Below are 18,714 nucleotides of genomic sequence, written 5' to 3'. Positions count from 1 at the left end.
GGGAGAGTAGGACACCGCCGAACTATTCTTCAGCTGGCTTCGTTCGACGAAGAACGAAAGCGCTATAAAAATTCATAGAGACGCTGCCTCGAGCAGCATCGCCGAAAGTTTTCGGTGGTCATAGCGTTGGGGAAACGCCCGGTTCCATTCCGAACCCGGTAGCTAAGCCTAACTGCGCCGATGGTACTGCACTCGGGAGGGTGTGGGAGAGTAGGACGCCGCCGAAATTATTCATCGAGAGCCCCGGTCGTAGGACCGGGGCTCTTTTTCTATTCGGAAACCGTCGGAAATCCCCGCTGGCTCCTGCACCAGCGTGACCCTCCCCATCCGTGCGCGTCGCAGGTGACTCTCGCGCTGCACGCAGCTTCAAATCCCGATAGAGTTAACGTCTGTAGTTCGTTCGCAGGGAACGGGCCCGTCAGGTAAAGGACAGTGATGGCGAGCTTCACGATGGATGACATCGACCCTTCCCTTGCGGAAGCGATCCAGAGCAGGCTCGAGGCTGTCGAAGATAAGCTGCGCGCTGCCGTCTCTACGTCGGACCCCATGATGCGGGCCACCGCTCCGTACCTGCTCGAAGCCGGCGGCAAGCGTGTGCGTCCGGTGCTTGTCATGCTCGCTGCTGCCTTCGGCGATCTATCGGCTCCTCAACTTGTTGACGCCGGTGCGCTCGTCGAGCTCACCCATCTCGCGACGCTCTATCACGATGATGTCATGGATGGCGCAGAAACCCGTCGCGGTACGAAAGCTGCTCATCGCGTGTGGGGCAACAACATCGCCATCCTCACAGGGGATTTTCTCCTAGCGCGCGCGAGTGCAATAAGCGCGGGCCTCGGCTCGGAAATCGTCGCCGTCCACGCGCAGACCTTCGAGCGCCTGTGTTTGGGGCAGCTCAACGAGACGGTGGGTCCCACCGAGCGTGACGATCCGTTTGCTCATTACATCGACGTGCTCTCGAACAAGACAGGTTCGCTCATCGCGACCGCCGGTGTTCTCGGAGCGATGATCTCCGGGGCGCCTGCGCAGGTGGTGGAGACCATGCGTGAATACGGCGAGGCTGTTGGCGTGGCCTTCCAACTTGCTGACGACGTGATCGATATCCGCGCAACGCCCGAGCAGTCCGGCAAGACCCCTGGTACTGATTTGCGAGAGGGCGTGCCCACGATGCCCACCCTCCTCTTGCGCTCCCATGTTTCCGAGCACCCCGACGACACGGCGTCAGCACAGTTGCTTGCCTCGCTCGACGGTGATCTCTCGAGCGATGAACGCCTCGCCGAGGTCGTCAGCCATCTGGCCAAACACCGTGTCGTCGACGAAACCGAGAAGCTTGCTGAAAGCTACGCTGATCGCGCTCTCGCTCTTGTCGAAGCACTTCCCGCAGGCGCGGCGAGGGATGCGCTCACTGCATTTACCGTGTCTCTCGTGAGGCGTCGTGCCTAAGGGGCGTGTGCGCCTGCACCGTTCATCGCTTCTCGCGTATGCTTGAGTACGCTCCAGGTACCGCGCGTGCTGAGTCCCCGCGGCGCCTCCTTATCGCGGCTGTACGGTCGAATGCGCTCACAGCGTTTCGGTCTTCACGCCGTGCTCGACCAAGGTGATGTGAACCAACTCGTGAATGCAGACCTTTCATTGCGTGCCGAACGGCACGGGGGAGATTTCGGTGTGGCCTCGACAGGCGCAACCGACGTTGGTCTCGTGCGGTCCATCAACGAGGATTCGTTTATTTCCTACGACCCGATTTTTCTCGTCGCCGACGGTATGGGCGGCCACAATGCCGGCGAAGTCGCGAGCGGAATCGTCGCGGATGAGTTCGCCTCGCTCGCCGGTGGAGACTACGTAGAGCTCGAGGACGTCGCCGACGCCATGGTCCGCTCCTATGAGCGCATTGCAAGCCTCGACGATGACTCGGGGCGTAGTGCAGGCACGACCGTGGCGATGGTTGCACTTACGCTTCACGAATCCGAGCCTCACTGGCTCGTGATGAACCTCGGCGATTCCCGCGTCTACATGCTGCGCGACGGTGAATTCTCGCAGATCAGCGTCGACCATTCAGTTGTGCAAGAACTCGTGGACCGCGGCGAGATTACGCTTGACCAGGCCCGCGTCCACCCCTATCGAAATATGATCACGCGTGCGCTCGGCGCCGGCCCCGATACGCGACCTGATTTTTGGCTCATTCCCGTTCGCCTTGGGGACCGCTTCCTCGTGTGTAGTGACGGCGTGACCGGAGAGGTCAGCGACGGCGAGCTTCACACGATGCTTCAGGAGACCTCGGAAGCGGATTTCGTAGCCCAGCGCATCGTGGAGACGGCCGTTGCCCATGGCGGGCGTGACAATGCGACGGCGGTCGTTGTGAGTGCCGTTGAACCCGATGATGCGGGAGTGTACGGGGAGCATATTTTCACGACCGTCGACCGGCTTGAACTGCCCGTGATCACTGACGAAGATGCGCTCGACGACGCTGCGACTGCGCAGCTGGAGGGCGAGCCTGACACCGGTGACCAAAGCGATCGCGGTGACGGCGCAGAAGCCGTCGGATCGTTCGAGGCTGAACAGGAGCACCCCGAGGGCGCCTGACGCACCTCGCCTTGTGCCGCACACAACCCCGCTTTTCACAATCGTGAAAGGCGGGGTTTGGCGTATCCCGAATCTTCGCGATTCTTGAGGAGGTAACGGTGGTGGAAAGGAGGCGGGCCCGTGACGCTGATAGTCGAGGTTAGCGCTTCCTCACAGCCTCCCGTTGTGCTGGAGATCGCCGCAGATGCCACCGTGAGCACGGGGGAACTTACCGAGCGCCTGCGGCATCATTTCGGCCTTGAGGGCGATGGGTATGCCCTGCGCATTGCGCGAGGGAGTACACAAGGGGTACCGGGCACGCTCTTCGCCAGTGAGGTCTCGCTTCATACGTCTGGGTTGGTATCCGGCATGAGCCTTGAGCTTGTGCGCACCCCGGGTGCCCGCCCTGAGCTTCGGCGGTCGGTGCCCTCGTCGTGGGAACTCGTGGTCGAAAGCGAGGGAGTGGAGCGCGTGTGTGCTCTCGATGTGGGGCTGTCGTCGCTGGGGTCATCCTCGACCTGCCGGCTCACCCTTGAGGGCGGGGGAGTCTCGAGTACGCATGCGTATATTGAGGCGGGCATCGACGTGTGGATCCACCCTGCTCAAGGGGCAGTGATAGCTCGCGAGGGGGAAGGGGAGGCAGGGTCGATTCGTCTCGCGCCTGGTTCCTATGCCCAGGTGGGGCCGTGGCGTGTCAGGGCTCGCCACAGGCCTGGCGCGGAGGTCGTAGTCGACGATGCGCCCGCGCGCGCATATCTTCCGCCCTCTCGAATTGAGCTCACGCAAGCGGAAGTGGAGATCGCGTTGCCGCGTGTGCCGCGTCGCGGTTCGTCACCGCCAGTTCCGTTTGTGAGCTTGTTCTTACCGCTCATGCTCGCTGGCGTCATGTACGCGCTCACACGGAGCACATTTGTCATCATTTTTGCGATTGCGATGCCAGCGATGGCGCTCGCGCACTACTGGTCCCAGCGCGCCCGCGTGCGTAGGGAATGGGTGGGTGCTGTTCGCGAGTTTGACGCAGCACTTGATGAGGCCCGAGCCGAGGTGCACGGTGTGCACGAAACGGAGAAAGCGCGCCTCGAGGCGATGCTCCCGTCGGCAAGGGCCATCCTCCAGTGGGACTCGCCGAAAACTGGAGATCTGTGGGCGCTTCGCGACGAGCACAGCGATTTTATGGTGCTTCGACTCGGCACTGGCCGCATCTCGAGCTCGGTGAGCTTCAAAGGGGAGGCTGGGGCGGAAGGGCCTCGTGCTCTGAGGGGTGAGCTGGATATTCTCCGGGAGCAAGGCTCAACCGTCATCGCGCCAGTGACCATCTCCCTGCGTGAGATTCGCGGGCTTGGCATCACAGGTGAAGGGCGCATGTCGCTTGCGCGTGCTCTTGCCGTACAACTGGGCGGGCGGCATTCCCCTTCCGACGTTCGCCTCGCCCTCGTCAGTTCTCCCGCCGCTAACGCGAGCGCACGAAATCTCGCCTGGCTTCCCCACGTTCGGCGAGCCGGCGCAGGAGGCGTGCTTGTCCTCGAAACCGACGAAAGTGTTGCGGAGTGGGCCGCGCGGCGCATGCCGGGCGCAGTGGAGGACATAACAGAAGCAAATGTCGTCATTGTCGCGTTTGAACCGACCACGGCGCAGCTTACGTCGCTCGCAATCCTCGCGGAGGCGTGGGAGGCGCATGGCGAGATTGGGCCTCGGCTGATCGTAACGTCGGGGGACAGCTCGCACGTGCCGGGCGTGTGCGCGGCTTTAGTCGAAACACTGGCTTGCGGTGCAGTGCTGTGGCATCGAGGGGGTACTGCCCCTGTGACTCTCGAGTCTCTCGAGGGGGTGGGAGAGCAGGCGATTCTCCCGTGGGCGCGCCGCCTGGCACCCTTGGTTGATGCCCGTACAAGGGAGGGCAGTAGTGAAGCGATCCCCGCGAGCGTGTCGCTCCTCGAAGTGAACGGCACCGAACGTCGTCACATCCGTGACCGTATCGCCCGAGCATGGCACGTGAGCGATCAAGCGCAAACCCTCACCCTCGATGCTCTCGTGGGGTACGGCGAGACAGGCCCCCTCACCATCCCACTGCGCACGTGGGGTCCACACGCGCTTGTGGCGGGCACAACGGGATCGGGGAAATCGGAGTTCTTGCAGTCATGGGTTCTGGGTCTCGCTCTTCGGTATTCGCCGCGACGGCTCACCTTCCTGTTCGTGGACTACAAGGGAGGGGCTGCACTCGGGGAGTGTGCGCGGTTGCCGCACTGCACTGGGCTTGTCACGGACCTCAGCCCCGGCCTCGTGACACGTGCACTCACGTCGCTAAAGGCGGAGCTTCGCTACCGGGAAGAGCTGTTGGCCCGCATCGGAGCGAAGGACAGCGACGAGTACGCCGAAAGCGGCGGCACTGACTTGCCCGCGTTCGTGATCGTTGTCGATGAGTTTGCCGCGCTGCGCGACAACTACCCGGAGTTTCTTGACGAACTCATCGACATAGCTCAGCGAGGCCGCTCACTCGGGATCCACCTCATTCTCGCGACGCAACGCCCCGCAGGAATTGTAAGCGAACGACTTCGAGCGAATGTAAGCCTGCGCATCGCCCTTCGATTGAGCGACGCCGCCGATTCAATCGACGTCATCGGGTCAAAGGCAGCCGCTCAGATTTCCCTCGACACCCCGGGCCGAGCCGTCGTGAGCGCGGTGGGAGCGGGCCTTCAGCGCGAGGTGCAGATGGCGTACTCTGGCTCGCGCGGAGAAAGCGACCGGTCCTCGAGGCTCGCGGTCACTCCTGTTACGGCTATGAACATCGAGGGCGTGCCTCGCGATTGGGATGCTGAGCCGAAACGGTCGACGGCCACGCCGACGCGGGGACACACGCGAGAGCGGACGGAGGCGCGCCTCATCGTGGATGAGGCGATCGGCGAATGGTCACGGACTGGTGCCAGGGTACGCTCCCCGTGGTTGCCGCCGCTCGAGGAAAACTACGCGGGCGAGGGGCTCGCGAAAGAATGGGGGCTCCCAGCGCCTTTCGCACTCCTTGATGATCCGGCTCGCCAACGCCGCGCGGTCGCGCGAGTGGGAGAGCCCGGATCCGTGTATGGCGTCTACGGTGCCTCCGGAACTGGGCGGAGTACGAGCATCGTGAGCATCGTGCGCTCGACCCGCACGGTAGAGGACAGGCCTCGAGTGTTCGTCATCGATTCGGCAAGCAGAGGCCTCAACGTGCTCATCGACGAGTCTCACGCCGTCGCATATGTGAGGGGAGACGACACCGCCTCGGTCCTAAGAATGCTCCGTCACCTTGCTCGTACTGAGACTCTTTCTCGAGCGTCGATGCTCGTGATCGACTCTTTCGCGGACCTATGCCACGAGGCCCATCCGAGCGATCGCGAGGATATGCTCTCGCTTCTCGGCGCCCTTGCCCGCACGGCGCGCGCACGCAAGCTCACTCTGGTTATCGGGGCCACGGGCCCCAGCGAACTTCCGCGGAGCCTCGAAACATCGTGCACCGAGAGAATTATTCATCGACTCTCGCGGCCCGAGGACTATGCCCTGTGTGGGCCGGCCGTCAGGCTCACCGATGCGGCACCCGTTGGCCGGGCTAGTATCGGTGGCCTCGAGGCTCACGTTGCGCTCTTTGATGAACCGTGCGCGCGCGAGGAGCGTGACCGGAATGCATGCCTCGAGGCCTTTACACTCTCCCGACGGTTGCTTGACGTGCGCGAGGCTCGAGAGCTCGTGCGCGATCCGCGTCGCGGGTTTGTAGGTTTCTCCCATACTGACGGAACACCGGTTTCGCTCCCGCTTATGCCCGGAGGGCTCGTGTTGGGAGGCGCGGCTCATGAGCGCCTCGCGCTGCTCGAGTCGCTTGCGCACCTCGCCCACGATCGTGAAGTCCTACGTGTCCCTGCTCGTGCCTCGAGCGATGCCGAGCATCCGCGATACCTACTCGAGCGGGCGAAGGGCATGGGAGCTGCGGCATTCGTTCTCCTCGAGGACATCAAAGCTCTCGAATCCGACGGCGGTGGCCCCGAGCTGGGTTCCGCTATCCGCGGGGCACTCGGTGCTGGTGCATGTATCTATGGCGGGCTCGAGGGAGGCTCATTTTCAAGGCTCGGATCCGTGGGGCCGACACTCGCGCAGTCGGGCTGCGGCATTGTTCTCGGAGCGAGCGAAACTGATGTGTTTACCGTGTTCGGTCGCACTCTGCCTCGCACGAGGTGGGCGAGCACCCCGGACGTCGCCTGGCTTGTCGAGGGGCACGAGTGCCGACTTATCGTCCCCTCGCTCGTGGCACGCAGCTGCGCGGCATAAATCGCGACTCCGCTTAGCGGAGGCGAACACACTGCATGACACGACAACAGCACCCATCAATGACTTGAGACCACCACACACCACCACGAAGGAGCACACCTCATGGGTGAAGGAATGGATCCGGCCGCAGTCGAGCGGCTCAGCGAACTCTTACGGTTCAACGCAGAAAGTTGGAGGCATGCGGGGCAGGAGCTTCATACCCTCATCGGTGCCCTCTCCTGGAAAGGCCCCGATGCCGAGACTTTCGCCAATCACGGCCATGAGGTGTCTGCTCACCTCTTGACCGTGAGCGACATGCTCAGACAACTCGCCCTTGCACTGGTAGAGCAGGCGGCAGAGCAACGTCGTGCCTCGAGCGCGGTGCGCTAGCCAACGAGCGTCGAAAAGCTCGGTCCGTTATCCACATCGGAGCCAGCCGCTCTCGCTCCACAGAATGTTCGTGGGCGCTGAGGCCGTAGCGTGAAGGTGTCGGAAATCGACCGTCGTAGATGACATGAGAAGGGAAAACACCATGATGAAGGGAATGGATCCCGGGAGCGTTGAGACCATGGCGGGTGAGCTCGAGTCGCTTGCCGTTTCGCTCCGTGACACGGGAAGTAACGCGGTGAACATGGTCCAGTCACTCGAGTGGGCCGGGGAGGACCGTGAAAACTTCCTGGCGCAGCTGGGCACTCTTGCCCACGCGGGTGACGACAATGCCGCGAGGCTCGGGCTCTTGGCCGAGAACGCGCGCGGGCAGGTAGCCGAACAGCGCGCGGCCTCGAGCGCCGGGTAGCACACACGCTTCTACACACGACTCAAGGGGGAAACATGAACACGACATTTATCGGTATGTCGCCCGAACAGGGCGTCTCCACGGGCGAGGGCCTCGTCTCGCTCGCAACGGCAACCACGACTGCTCTGAACACCGCACGTGAAAGCGTCCAAGCCGCCCAGTGGGTAGGAGAGGATCGCGACGCGTTCGTCGCGAACTTCGAGGCCCTTGCGACGAGCATCGAAGCGCTACTGACGAACCTTCGCACGCACGGTGAGCAGGTCAAGCAAGAGGCGGCCGAGCAGATGCAGGCCTCGGCTGCAAGCTAGCGTACGCAGCCTCACCGGTTCTCTTTGGTTTCACGCCCTGTGCACGAGGGAAGAAGGGGGGAGGTGCACGCTTAGCGAAAGAGCGGTGCACCATGGGACAGAGGAGACGCACGCGAGGACGAGGGGGGGAAGAGAAGGGGAAAGAATGGTGGGCGCCGCGGTTCAAACGGCTGCGGCGCCCACCCACGGAAAGGTCCGGCTTGGCCGCGTGCACATCCTGTGAGAGGGAACACGGCTCCCAGCAGCCAATCTGCGTGGACGAAAGCGTAAAGGATCGCTAGTATTGATCAGGTTCGCTTCGCGATATGAAACCTCGAGAGGTGGCGTATTCGGCGAGCAAGGCAGGTTACCCTAGCGGCCAAAGGGATCTGACTGTAAATCAGACGGCTCAGCCTTCGGGGGTTCGAATCCCTCACCTGCCACGCAGATCACCTCCACGAAAGTGGCTGTGATCCGCCGCACCGGGGACTTTCCCAAATTGCCTAGAGTGGCAAAACACGGTAAGTTTTCACGCGTTGCCCTGATAGCTCAGTCGGCAGAGCATCTCCATGGTAAGGAGAAGGTCAAGGGTTCGATTCCCTTTCAGGGCTCTGATCGGATGGCGGCCCGGCACCGAAGCATCGGTGTCGGGCCGCAGTTCCGATCGAGCCGGGGTAGCTCAGACGGTCAGAGCGCACGACTCATAATCGTGAGGTCGCGGGTTCGATCCCCGCCCTCGGTACCACTCCAGGTTTCCCTGGCGTGTTGACGTGCCTGCATGACGCAGGCGATAGGACCCGCGTATGCAAGATGCGCGCGAAACGGAAAGAGGCGAGTCATGGCAGCAAAAAGCTCTGACGTGCGTCCTAAGATCACCTTGGCGTGCGTAGATTGCAAGAACCGCAACTACATCACCAAGAAGAACCGTCGCAACACCCCTGACCGCCTCGAGCTCAAGAAGTACTGCTCGACGTGCGCCAGCAGCACGGTTCACCGCGAAACCCGCTGATCCATACGCACATACTCATCAAAAAGCCACCCCGGGTGTGCTCTCCGGAACCCCTCCGCTGAGCCGCTCACGAGGGTGGCTTTTTGCTGTGCAGTACGGTCCGGGGCGCACCACCACGGGCCGCGCTGAGCGACCGGATACGATGAGAACCTATGCGTGCCGTTAGAGGGCCGCACAACCGATCGAAGGGTGAGAACCAATGGCATCGCCGAATCCTGACTTCGCGGGCCGCGTGTACGACAGTGGCCCGTGCGTGCGAGTGTCGGAAACGAAGATCCGCGAGTTTGCCGCCGCTACCGGTAACACGCATCCCCTCACGGTGAGTGAGGATGCTGCACGCGCCGCGGGTTACGAGGCGATTATCGCGCCGCCCACATTCCTCGTGACGCTCGCCCAGGCAGAAGAGGCACGCTACATCAACGACCCGGAAGCCGGAATCGACTTTTCGCGCGTCGTCCACTCCGAGGAGTCCTTCGCCCTCAGTCGCGCGATTGTGGCAGGCGACGAACTCACTCCCAGCCTCACCGTCGAAGCTCTCAAGCAGGTTGGGCCGCACGCGATGGTGACGACTCGTGTGGACTTTACCGATGAGGCAGGCGCGCATGTCGCGAGCGTCCGTTCGTCGCTCGTTGTTCGAGGCGAGGAAGGCTAACCGGCATCATGACCATTCCCACCACTCCCACGCTCGAAACCCTCGCAAAGGGCGATGTCGTTGCACGCGAGACGCGACGTTTCACGCGCGACAGCCTCGTGCGCTATGCGGGTGCTTCTGGCGACTTTAACCCGATCCATTACAACGATGCGTTCGCACGCGAGGTAGGGCTTCCCTCCGTTATCGCACACGGCATGCTCACGATGGGCACCGTGATTGCCCCCGTTCTCGACTGGCTCGGCGATCCGGGCCGACTCGTGTCGTACGAGACGCGCTTTACGCGCCCGATCGAGGTGCCTGCGCTCGGTGGCGTCGACATTGATATTGAGGCAGCCGTCGGACTCCTGACCCCTGAAGAGGGCACCGCGCGCATTGACATCACGGCGAGTGTTGACGGGCACAAAGTGCTGACGAAGTGCCGCGCGGTGGTGAGGCTCGCGTGAAGCTTTCGGACCTCACGACTCTTCGCATCGGTGGCGAGATCAAGCACTACGTCGAGGCACGCACCGAAGAGGAACTGATCGCTGCCGTGCGCGACGCCGATGCGGCGGGCGAGGAACTGCTCGTCCTGGGCGGTGGTTCGAATCTCGTCGCGTCGAACGCCCCCTTCGAGGGAACCGTTGTACGCGCGGTCGGTGAGGATCGCCCGACGTGTATCGATGCGACCTGTGAGGTGTCGACAACAGGCGAGGCGCGGGTCGAAGACCGCACTCCGCTTGCGCCTGCCTGCGGCGGTGCGAGCGTCGAATACTTCGCTGGGACCACGTGGGATGCCGCGGTTGCGTACGCGGTCGAGCGCGAGATGATTGGGATCGAAGCGCTTTCAGGCATTCCGGGAACGGTGGGTGCCACTCCCGTGCAAAACGTCGGCGCGTACGGGCAGGAAGTGTCCTCTGTCATCACTCGTGTACGCACGTGGGATCGGCTCGAGAATACGATTCGGACGTTCTTTGCTGCCGACTGCCAGTTCGCGTACCGAGACTCGATCTTCAAACGTACGCGGATGCCCGGTGGCGGCGCGACCGGCCGTTACGTGGTGCTCTCGGTAACCTTCCAGCACCACCTCGGCTCCCTCTCGGCTCCCGTGAGGTACGCGCAGCTTGCCGAGCGACTCGGCATCGAGCCGGGGCAGCGCGCGCCGATGCGTGAGGTCCGCGAGGCCGTCCTCGACATCCGTGCGCGCAAGGGTATGGTCCTTGATGAGGGCGATCACGATACGTGGAGCGCGGGAAGCTTCTTCACGAACCCGATCCTCACGCACGAGGAGGCTGCGCGGCTGCCTGAGGCAGCGCCCCGTTACGAGGCTGAGGGCGGAATTAAGACGAGTGCCGCATGGCTCATCAGTCATTCGAACCTCGAAAGGGGATTCACGCTCACACCGGATAGGCGCGGTGCGGCACTGTCGACCAAACACTCGCTGGCTCTCACTAACCGCGGTGAGGCAACGAGCGAAGACATCGCGCAGCTTGCGAACCATGTACGCTCCGTGGTCCACGATCGATTCGGGGTGTGGCTCGAGCCTGAGCCGGTGCGTCTGAATGTTCGGATAGGTGCGTAGGCGCGGAGCCGACGCTTGCTCATCTGGCGCTGTTGCCTGGCTCACTAAGTGATTACACTCGAGCAGGACATAAGTCTTAGTACGCGAAGGAGCGCATATGAGCACGCATAGCGATTCGATTGCCACGGTCGACCCGGAGATCGCCAAGGTTCTCGATCAGGAACTGCATCGCCAGCAAACCACCCTTGAAATGATCGCGAGCGAGAACTTTGTTCCGCGGGCGGTTCTTCAGGCCCAGGGGTCGGTTCTCACGAACAAATACGCCGAGGGCTACCCGGGTAAGCGCTACTACGGTGGCTGCGAGTTCGTGGACGTCGCGGAAAACCTGGCAATTGAGCGTGCGAAGTCCCTTTTCGGTGCTGATCACGCGAACGTGCAGCCCCATTCGGGCGCGTCCGCCAACGCGGCTGTGATGCATGCTCTCGCAAGTGCTGGCGACACCCTCATGGGGCTTTCCCTCGCGCACGGCGGGCACCTCACCCACGGCATGAAGATCAACTTTTCGGGCAAGCTCTACAACATCGCGGCCTACGAGGTCGATCCCGAGACCGGCCGCATCGACATGGATCGTGTGCGCGCGCAAGCGCTCGAGGCGCACCCGAACGTGATCGTTGCCGGGTGGTCGGCGTACCCGCGCCAGCTCGACTTTGAAGCATTCCGCTCGATCGCCGATGAAGTTGGTGCGAAGCTGTGGGTCGATATGGCGCACTTCTCGGGTCTTGTGGCCGCAGGTCTCCACCCGAGCCCGGTGCCGTTTGCCGATGTCGTTTCGACGACCGTTCACAAGACTCTCGCGGGTCCCCGCTCGGGCCTTCTTCTCGCCAAGCAGGATTTCGCGAAGAAGGTTGACTCGGCGGTGTTCCCTGGCCAGCAGGGCGGCCCGCTCATGCACGTGATCGCTGCGAAGGCGGTCGCTCTGAAGCTCGCGGCGACCGACGAGTTCAAGGAACGCCAGAAGCGCACGCTCGAGGGCGCGCAGATTCTCGCTGAGCGCCTCGGTCAGGCTGACGCGAAAGAGGCCGGCATCGAGCTCCTCTCAGGAGGCACCGACGTTCACCTCGTACTCGTTGACCTCCGCAAGTCTGAGATCGACGGGCAACAGGCCGAGGATCTCCTTCACGAGATCGGCATCACCGTGAACCGCAACGCGGTTCCGAATGATCCGCGTCCGCCGCGCGTGACGTCGGGTCTTCGCATTGGTACGCCGGCGCTTGCGACGCGTGGTTTCGGTGCGAGCGAATTCACGGAGGTCGCTGACATCATCGCGACCGCACTTACCGGCAAGGGGGATGTCGAGCAGCTTCGAGGGCGCGTTCGTACGCTCGTGGAAAACACACCCCTGTACGCCGACCTCACCCAATACTGAGAACTCACGACGCAAGGAGTAAGGACGCTATGACTGCACAAATTCTTGACGGCAAGGCCACGGCGAAGACCATTAAGGAAGAACTGCGCGAACGCGTGGAAAAGATCGTTGCTGAAGGCGCGGTTCGCCCGGGCCTTGCGACCGTGCTCGTAGGCGCGGATCCGGCCTCGGAGATCTACGTTGCCGGTAAGCACCGCGATTCCGAGGCCATCGGCATCAATTCGATTCGCAAGGATCTGCCCGAGGAGACGACTCAGGAGGAACTCTTCGCAGTCCTCGATGAGCTCAATGCCGACCCGGCCTGCACGGGCTACATCGTGCAGCTTCCCTTGCCGAAGCACATCGATACCGACGCGGTTCTCGAGTACATCGACCCGCAAAAGGATGCCGATGGTCTTCACCCCGTGAACCTCGGCCGACTTGTGCTGAACGTCAACAAGCCCATCACCACCCCGCTTCCGTGCACGCCGCGCGCCGCGATCGAACTCGCGAAGCGTCACGGTATCGATTTCAACGGCAAGCACGTTGTCGTCGTAGGCCGTGGCGTGACGGTGGGGCGCCCCATCGCGTCCCTCCTCACGCGTCGCGAGCATAATGCGACCGTCACCCTCACGCACACTGGCACTAAGAACCTCCCGGAGCTCCTCAAGCAGGCCGACATCGTGATCGCCGCTGCTGGTGTGCCGCATCTCGTGAAGGCAGCCGACCTTCGCGACGATGCTGTCGTGCTCGACGTCGGTGTGACGCGCGAACCGGATCCGGAAACGGGCAAGCAGAAGATCAAGGGCGATGTCGAGCCCGCTGCTAAGGAGAAAGTCGCCTGGATCAGCCCGAACCCGGGTGGTGTCGGACCCATGACTCGCGCGCTGCTCATGCAGAACGTTGTCGAGTCGGCCGAGCGCGCGTGGGAAGCCGAAAAGGCTAAGCGCTGATACCCGAGTTGCCTTGCACGTTCACTGTGTAGAACGATCGTGGGGGTGACTGACGGCAGGGACCCGTCCTTCGTGGGGCGGGTTCCTCCCCGTTAAATCGGGCGCGAGCGCGCCCGTGGATGAATGAAGGAGTAAGTGTGACTTTCACGGTGGCGACGGTTAACGTCAACGGCATGCGGGCGGCGGCTCGCAAAGGTATGGGGGAGTGGCTTGACTCGTGCGGCGCAGACGTCGTCACCTTCCAGGAGGTGCGTGCTCCCGAGGACCTCGTCGAGGGACTCGTGGGACAGGGGTGGCGGTCGGCCGCACACGCCTCGATGCTCAAGGGCCGCGCGGGGGTTGCGATTGCGGTGCGCGAGGGGCTCGAAGGAGCGAACGTGGGAGAGGTCCGACGCTTGCTTCCCAACCTCGAGGCGGATTCGCATACCGGCCGCTGGCTCGAACTCGACGTCGAGGACGCACTTGGCGACGGCATGGACCTAACCGTGATTTCCATGTACATGCACTCGGGCAACGTCGACAAGCCGCAAACGATGGTCGATAAGTACGAGATGCTCGAGGGCGCCTGGTCGCGCCTGGCGGAACTGCGTGCGAGCGGGCGCCACGTGCTCCTCACGGGAGACCTCAATATCGCGCACACGAACCTCGACATTAAGAACTGGAAGGGCAACCTCAAGAGCGCGGGTTTCCTTCCCGAAGAGCGCGCCTACATCGATCGCCTGCTTGAGGCGGGGGAATGGGTTGATGTGCACCGCGCGCTCGCTGGCGATGTGCCCGGGCCGTACACGTGGTGGTCGCAGCGCGGGAAAGCCTTCGATAACGATTCGGGCTGGAGGATCGACTACCACCTGGCCTCGAAGGAACTCGCCACGCGGGCTGTGTCCGCACGCGTCGACAGGGCTGCGAGCTACGACACGCGCTGGAGTGATCACGCCCCACTCGTCGTGACTTACGAGTATATTTCGAGCAGAAAAAGATAGGCGTGCCCCCGGCGAAGGCTGGGGGCACTGGCAGAAAGCGATGTGACAGTGGTGAACACTCGGTGGAGTATCAATCGCCGTGGTTTTGTAGGGCTCGCGAGTCTCGGCATGGTTGCCCTCGCCGGATGCTCGGCACTGCCCGAGAAGGACGCCCCATCGAAAACGCAGCAACCGTCGGAGGCCACGGATGCTCACGATGGCAGCGTGAAGGTGACCGACGCATGGGCGAAGGCAGCAGACCCCGCTGACACGGACATGACGGCAGTCTTCGCGTCCCTCACCTATGCGGGCGGTGCAAAGGAGAGCGTGCAGGTCACAGGCGCGCGATGCGATGCGGCGGACATGTGCATGCTCCACGAGGTTGTGACAGAAAACGGTAAGAGCACGATGCGCGAAGCCGAGGGCGGATTCACGCTCAAGGCCGGCGAGAGCTTCATGCTCGAACCCGGTGGCCCCCACATCATGCTCATGGGGCTGACGAAGCCCCTTGCCGCTGGCGAGAGCATCGCGCTCACCCTCGAAATCGAGGGTATGGACGACGTGAACTTCACCGCAATCGTCAAGGACTTCGCGGGCGCCGAGGAAAACTATGACGACATGGGCAGTGATGACGGCCAGTGAAAACCGATGGTGAGCGGCGAGCTTTTCTCGCCGCGGGTCTCGTAGGAGCTGCTGGACTCGGTCTTGGAGCTGCGGGGGCGAGCGCGTACCACGCCTCAGCGGAGGAGAATCCCGAGCGCACGGCACCAATCCCTACCGAGGAGGAGCTCGAGAAGCGCCGCATCGTGGGCGAGGCTCGCGAGAGCTTTTATGGCCTGCACCAGGCGGGTATCGCTGAGCCACCACTCGCGCACGGGGTCTTCATTGCCCTTGGTCTTCGGCCGGAAACGGATAGAAGCGGCCTCGAACGAATGCTGAGGCTCTTAAGCGACGATGCTGCGAGGCTGACGCAGGGGCGTGCCCCGCTCGCCGATACGGAGCCCGAACTCGCCGATGCGCCCGCACGGCTCCGGGTCATGTTTGCGCTCGGTGAGAAGGCGGTTGCGCTCGCTGGTGTTGAGCCGCCCTCGTGGCTGAGGCCGCTGCCGGCGTTTGAGATTGACAGGCTCGAGGATCGTTGGTCGGGCGGAGACGTGCTGATCGCCCTGCAATCGGACGACCCGATCGCGCTCGCCCACGCTCAACGGATGCTGCTCAAGGATTCGCGCGCTTTCTGCACGCTCACCTGGGTGCAAAAGGGTTTCAGGAATGCACGGTTCGCTGCCCCCACGGGGTCTCAAAGGAATCTGTTTGGGCAGATCGACGGGACAGTGAACCCCGAGGGGAGCGGTCTCGACACGCACGTATGGATCAACGATGGTCCGTTCGCCGGTGGCTGTTCGATGGTGGTGCGCAGGATCGCGATGGACGTTGACGAGTGGGACCGTGCGGACCGCGTGGCTCGCGAGTTTTCCGTGGGGCGACGGATGTCCGACGGCTCCCCGCTCGCCGGTGGGCCAGGCGAAAACGGCGAAGCCGATTTTGCCGCGAAAGATAAGCACGGTTTTCACGTGATTGGCGAATACTCCCATATGCGGCGCGCGAGGTTGGCGGACGACGGTACGCGCCACGAGCATGAGCAGATTCTTCGACGGCCCTTCAACTACGACGATGCCCCCACCGGGAGCGAGATCTCGAATACCGGGCTTATTTTCGTGAGCTATCAGCGCGACGTCGACGAGCAGTTCGTCCCCATGCAACAGCGGCTTTCCGATGGTGACTTGCTCAATACATGGACGACGCCGATTGGGTCGGCTGTGTTTGTGGTCCTTCCCGGTTGCCGCGAGGGCGGCTTCGTCGGGCAGAGTCTCTTTCAGCGTTGACGCACCGGCTCCGTTAGCCTTGGCCTATGACCACCTCCTCCCCGTTTATTCCCGTCATTCCGGCTGGAGGCTCAGGCACGAGGCTCTGGCCGCTTTCGCGTCAGAGCCACCCGAAGTTTCTCCTCGACCTTGAGGGCAACGGTGCGAGTCTCCTTGTCAATACTCTCGAGCGTCTCGCGCCCCTGTCCTCGGCGCGACCCATTATCGTGACGGGGCGTGCGCACCGTGAGGCGGTCGCCGCCCAGGTTGGCGATGGTGCCCAGATCCTTTCCGAGCCGAGTGGAAAAAACTCGATGCCAGCGATCGCGTGGGCTGCCGCGCTTGCTGAACGCGAGCACCCTGGTGCCATCATTGGCGCCTTCGCAGCCGACCACGTGATCGCACCGAAGGAAGACTTCTGGAAGGGTGTCTACAGCGCGATCGCCGCTGCGGAGCTCGGCTATCTCGCGACCATCGGGATTGAACCCACGTCGACGTCGAGTGCTTTCGGGTATATCGAGACCTGCCCGTCAGATGCGGCCGATGAGGACGCGATTGCCCTGCGCTCCGCGGGAGCTTTAAACGTTGCCCGTTTCGTCGAAAAACCGGATGCCGCGACCGCTACCGAGTTCGTGCGAAGCGGACGTTTCATGTGGAATGCGGGGATGTTTGTCGTGAGGGCGCGGGTGCTGCTCGAAGCCCTCGACGATCTCCATCCCGAGATTAGCTCCGCCGCACGAGCTCTCGCGCTCGAGGGGACCGGGGGAGAGCTTTCGGGGGAGGGCGAAGCGATCTGGGCGAGCCTCGAGCCGATCGCGATTGATCATGCGCTCGCGGAGCCGCTCGCTTCGCGCGGGGCGGTCGCCGTCGTGCCCGCGAGCTTCGCATGGGACGACATCGGGGACTTTCGGGCGCTCGCGCGAGTGGCACGCGGCGAAAAGGAAACGGACGGCGAAGTGGGGGTCGCGGGGACTGCCAAGGTTGTGAGTGTCGATTCTCGGGCGCGCGTGTATTCGAACTCCGAGCGGCCGATCGCCCTGGTGGGTCTCAATGGCATTAGCGTCGTCGAAGCAGGGGACGTTTTGCTAGTCGTGGACGAGGCGAAAGCGCAAGACGTCGGGGCACTCGTGAAGCGGCTAGAAGCGGAAGGTCTGGAGGGGCTTTTATAGGCTTCAGGCGGATGCTCCCCAGATCCGAGTCTGGGAGTGCATTCAGGTTAACGGAGCGTTACATTAGGAGGAGGACGCTCGGACTCGCCGGGCGTACCCTCAACTGGTCCCCTCACGTTGGAGGCAATCGTGAAGTCCCTTTCCCGCGCGGCCGCACTGCTCGGTGCCGGCGCCCTCGTTCTCTCCGCCTGCGGCACCCCGCCCGAACAGTCCGGCTCCGATTCGGGTGCTGGAAAGGGCGGCGATTTCAAGGCCTGTATGGTGTCCGACTCGGGTGGTTTCGACGACAAGTCGTTCAACGAGTCAGGTTTCAACGGCCTCACGACTCTCAAAGAAGACAAGGGCTACAAGGTTCAGACCGCCGAGTCGTCGAGCGAAGCTGACTTCTCGCCGAATCTGCAAAACATGGTGCAGGGCGATTGCAACCTCATCTATGCCGTTGGCTTCCTCTTCTCGCAGACCATCAAGACTGAAGCCGAAGCAAACCCCGATACCCACTACGCCATCATCGACTCGACCGCTCAGGATGCCGACGGCAACCCCACCGAGGTCGATAACGTCAAGCCGATCACGTTCGATACCGCTCAGGCGGCCTACCTCGCTGGTTACGTGGCTGCTGGTACCACCAAGACCGGCACCGTTGCGACCTACGGTGGTGCGAAGATCCCCTCGGTGACGATCTTCATGGATGGTTTTGCCGATGGCGTCAAAAAGTACAACGAAGTGCACGGCACGAACGTCAAGCTCCTCGGCTGGAACAAGGACAGCCAGGACGGCTCGTTCACGGGCGACTTCGATGACCAGACCAAGGGCAAGGCCCTGACCGAAGGCTTCATTTCCCAGGGCGCAGACATCATCATGCCCGTCGCGGGCCCCGTCGGTGCAGGCACCCTCGCGGCCGCGAAGGAAAAGGACGGCGTCATGGTTGTCTGGGTTGACTCCGATGGCGTGGAGACCAACCCCGACGCGAAGGACGTCATCATCACCTCGGTGATGAAGGAGATTGCAGCCGCAGTCGAGACGACCGGCACGGAGGCTGCCGAAGGCAAGTTCACGAACGAGCCGTACGTGGGCACCCTCGAAAACGGTGGCGTCGGTCTTGCTCCCTACCACGAGTTCGATAGCAAGATCCCCGCAGAATTGAAGAAGGAAGTCGAAGACCTCCAGAAGCAGATCGTCAGTGGCGAGATCGAAGTAACCTCGCCCGCTTCGCCCAAGCACTGAGTCTCGGAACTCAGTCACTTGTGACGAGCATCAATAAGTAGACTGGCGGCCCCCTCCCGCGGGAGGGGGCCG

17 protein-coding genes, 3 tRNA genes and 1 rRNA gene are annotated in these 18,714 nt (G+C 62.8%); all 21 read left to right on the top strand.

Translation table 11 applies throughout. The features are described from left to right. Positions 1-110 precede the first annotated feature (110 nt). The 21 genes from rrf (at position 111) to HMPREF3157_RS00520 (ending at position 18,642) form a co-directional block, all read left to right on the top strand. Positions 111-227 (top strand): 5S ribosomal RNA (rrf, locus tag HMPREF3157_RS00620). Between the two features lie 208 nt (positions 228-435). Then, entirely contained in the window at positions 436-1,440 is a 1,005-nt protein-coding gene (locus tag HMPREF3157_RS00615) for a polyprenyl synthetase family protein (RefSeq protein ID WP_016665068.1), read from the top strand. 111 nt (positions 1,441-1,551) lie between these two features. Next, positions 1,552-2,577 carry a PP2C family protein-serine/threonine phosphatase gene (locus tag HMPREF3157_RS00610; RefSeq protein WP_016665067.1) on the top strand — a complete coding sequence of 342 codons (1,026 nt, stop codon included), beginning with the start codon at positions 1,552-1,554 and terminating at the stop codon, positions 2,575-2,577. Positions 2,578-2,697: 120 nt separating this feature from the next. Further along, on the top strand, positions 2,698-6,849 hold the full coding sequence (locus HMPREF3157_RS00605; protein ID WP_070435227.1) for an FtsK/SpoIIIE domain-containing protein: 4,152 nt from the start codon (positions 2,698-2,700) through the stop codon (positions 6,847-6,849). Positions 6,850-6,951: 102 nt separating this feature from the next. After that, the gene (locus HMPREF3157_RS00600; RefSeq protein ID WP_016665065.1) at positions 6,952-7,218 is read left to right on the top strand and encodes a hypothetical protein; all 267 of its coding nucleotides are present in this window, start codon (positions 6,952-6,954) and stop codon (positions 7,216-7,218) included. A 142-nt stretch (positions 7,219-7,360) separates the two neighbouring features. Next, positions 7,361-7,624, top strand: a complete 264-nt coding sequence (locus HMPREF3157_RS00595) for a hypothetical protein (protein WP_016665064.1) — start codon at positions 7,361-7,363, stop codon at positions 7,622-7,624. A 35-nt stretch (positions 7,625-7,659) separates the two neighbouring features. Next, positions 7,660-7,932 (top strand): hypothetical protein, encoded by a 273-nt coding sequence (locus HMPREF3157_RS00590; protein WP_016665063.1) that lies wholly within the window; start codon positions 7,660-7,662, stop codon positions 7,930-7,932. Positions 7,933-8,272: 340 nt separating this feature from the next. Then, positions 8,273-8,354 (top strand) — tRNA-Tyr (locus HMPREF3157_RS00585). Between the two features lie 95 nt (positions 8,355-8,449). Next, positions 8,450-8,522 (top strand) — tRNA-Thr (locus HMPREF3157_RS00580). A gap of 57 nt (positions 8,523-8,579) precedes the next feature. Continuing rightward, positions 8,580-8,656: transfer RNA gene (locus HMPREF3157_RS00575), tRNA-Met, on the top strand. A gap of 93 nt (positions 8,657-8,749) precedes the next feature. Then, positions 8,750-8,920, top strand: coding sequence for a 50S ribosomal protein L33 (rpmG, locus tag HMPREF3157_RS00570; RefSeq protein ID WP_016665062.1), 171 nt, complete (start codon positions 8,750-8,752; stop codon positions 8,918-8,920). A gap of 199 nt (positions 8,921-9,119) precedes the next feature. Next, a complete protein-coding gene (locus HMPREF3157_RS00565) occupies positions 9,120-9,572 on the top strand; it encodes an FAS1-like dehydratase domain-containing protein (protein WP_016665061.1) in 453 nt (150 codons plus the stop codon). A gap of 8 nt (positions 9,573-9,580) precedes the next feature. Beyond that, entirely contained in the window at positions 9,581-10,015 is a 435-nt protein-coding gene (locus HMPREF3157_RS00560) for a MaoC/PaaZ C-terminal domain-containing protein (RefSeq protein WP_016665060.1), read from the top strand. Next, positions 10,012-11,130, top strand: coding sequence for a UDP-N-acetylmuramate dehydrogenase (locus tag HMPREF3157_RS00555; RefSeq protein WP_016665059.1), 1,119 nt, complete (start codon positions 10,012-10,014; stop codon positions 11,128-11,130). Before HMPREF3157_RS00560 ends, HMPREF3157_RS00555 begins: the two co-directional genes overlap by 4 nt. 97 nt (positions 11,131-11,227) lie before the next feature. Further along, positions 11,228-12,496, top strand: coding sequence for a serine hydroxymethyltransferase (gene glyA / locus HMPREF3157_RS00550; protein WP_016665058.1), 1,269 nt, complete (start codon positions 11,228-11,230; stop codon positions 12,494-12,496). Between the two features lie 29 nt (positions 12,497-12,525). After that, positions 12,526-13,428: a bifunctional methylenetetrahydrofolate dehydrogenase/methenyltetrahydrofolate cyclohydrolase gene (locus HMPREF3157_RS00545; protein ID WP_016665057.1), complete on the top strand. Its 903-nt coding sequence runs from the start codon at positions 12,526-12,528 to the stop codon at positions 13,426-13,428. Between the two features lie 137 nt (positions 13,429-13,565). Beyond that, positions 13,566-14,408 carry an exodeoxyribonuclease III gene (locus HMPREF3157_RS00540; RefSeq protein WP_070435226.1) on the top strand — a complete coding sequence of 281 codons (843 nt, stop codon included), beginning with the start codon at positions 13,566-13,568 and terminating at the stop codon, positions 14,406-14,408. A 48-nt stretch (positions 14,409-14,456) separates the two neighbouring features. After that, positions 14,457-15,029: a copper chaperone PCu(A)C gene (locus HMPREF3157_RS00535; RefSeq protein ID WP_141740566.1), complete on the top strand. Its 573-nt coding sequence runs from the start codon at positions 14,457-14,459 to the stop codon at positions 15,027-15,029. Beyond that, on the top strand, positions 15,026-16,270 hold the full coding sequence (locus HMPREF3157_RS00530) for a Dyp-type peroxidase (RefSeq protein WP_070435225.1): 1,245 nt from the start codon (positions 15,026-15,028) through the stop codon (positions 16,268-16,270). Before HMPREF3157_RS00535 ends, HMPREF3157_RS00530 begins: the two co-directional genes overlap by 4 nt. A gap of 26 nt (positions 16,271-16,296) precedes the next feature. Then, positions 16,297-17,418: a mannose-1-phosphate guanylyltransferase gene (locus tag HMPREF3157_RS00525; protein WP_070435224.1), complete on the top strand. Its 1,122-nt coding sequence runs from the start codon at positions 16,297-16,299 to the stop codon at positions 17,416-17,418. 129 nt (positions 17,419-17,547) lie between these two features. After that, the gene (locus tag HMPREF3157_RS00520; RefSeq protein WP_070435223.1) at positions 17,548-18,642 is read left to right on the top strand and encodes a BMP family lipoprotein; all 1,095 of its coding nucleotides are present in this window, start codon (positions 17,548-17,550) and stop codon (positions 18,640-18,642) included. The last annotated feature ends 72 nt before the right edge of the window (positions 18,643-18,714 follow it).

The sequence above is a fragment of the Dermabacter sp. HMSC06F07 genome, from assembly GCF_001807345.1.
GTDB lineage: Bacteria > Actinomycetota > Actinomycetes > Actinomycetales > Dermabacteraceae > Dermabacter > Dermabacter hominis.
This window is presented reverse-complemented; position numbering and strand designations above follow the sequence as displayed.

What these genes read in the sequence shown, in the direction of transcription:
- HMPREF3157_RS00615 (WP_016665068.1), top strand. Translation starts at nt 436, where the DNA reads ATGGCGAGCTTCACGATGGATGACATCGACCCTTCCCTTGCGGAAGCG.
- HMPREF3157_RS00610 (WP_016665067.1), top strand. Translation starts at nt 1,552, where the DNA reads ATGCGCTCACAGCGTTTCGGTCTTCACGCCGTGCTCGACCAAGGTGAT.
- HMPREF3157_RS00600 (WP_016665065.1), top strand. Translation starts at nt 6,952, where the DNA reads ATGGGTGAAGGAATGGATCCGGCCGCAGTCGAGCGGCTCAGCGAACTC.
- HMPREF3157_RS00595 (WP_016665064.1), top strand. Translation starts at nt 7,361, where the DNA reads ATGATGAAGGGAATGGATCCCGGGAGCGTTGAGACCATGGCGGGTGAG.
- HMPREF3157_RS00590 (WP_016665063.1), top strand. Translation starts at nt 7,660, where the DNA reads ATGAACACGACATTTATCGGTATGTCGCCCGAACAGGGCGTCTCCACG.
- rpmG (WP_016665062.1), top strand. Translation starts at nt 8,750, where the DNA reads ATGGCAGCAAAAAGCTCTGACGTGCGTCCTAAGATCACCTTGGCGTGC.
- HMPREF3157_RS00565 (WP_016665061.1), top strand. Translation starts at nt 9,120, where the DNA reads ATGGCATCGCCGAATCCTGACTTCGCGGGCCGCGTGTACGACAGTGGC.
- HMPREF3157_RS00560 (WP_016665060.1), top strand. Translation starts at nt 9,581, where the DNA reads ATGACCATTCCCACCACTCCCACGCTCGAAACCCTCGCAAAGGGCGAT.
- glyA (WP_016665058.1), top strand. Translation starts at nt 11,228, where the DNA reads ATGAGCACGCATAGCGATTCGATTGCCACGGTCGACCCGGAGATCGCC.
- HMPREF3157_RS00545 (WP_016665057.1), top strand. Translation starts at nt 12,526, where the DNA reads ATGACTGCACAAATTCTTGACGGCAAGGCCACGGCGAAGACCATTAAG.
- HMPREF3157_RS00525 (WP_070435224.1), top strand. Translation starts at nt 16,297, where the DNA reads ATGACCACCTCCTCCCCGTTTATTCCCGTCATTCCGGCTGGAGGCTCA.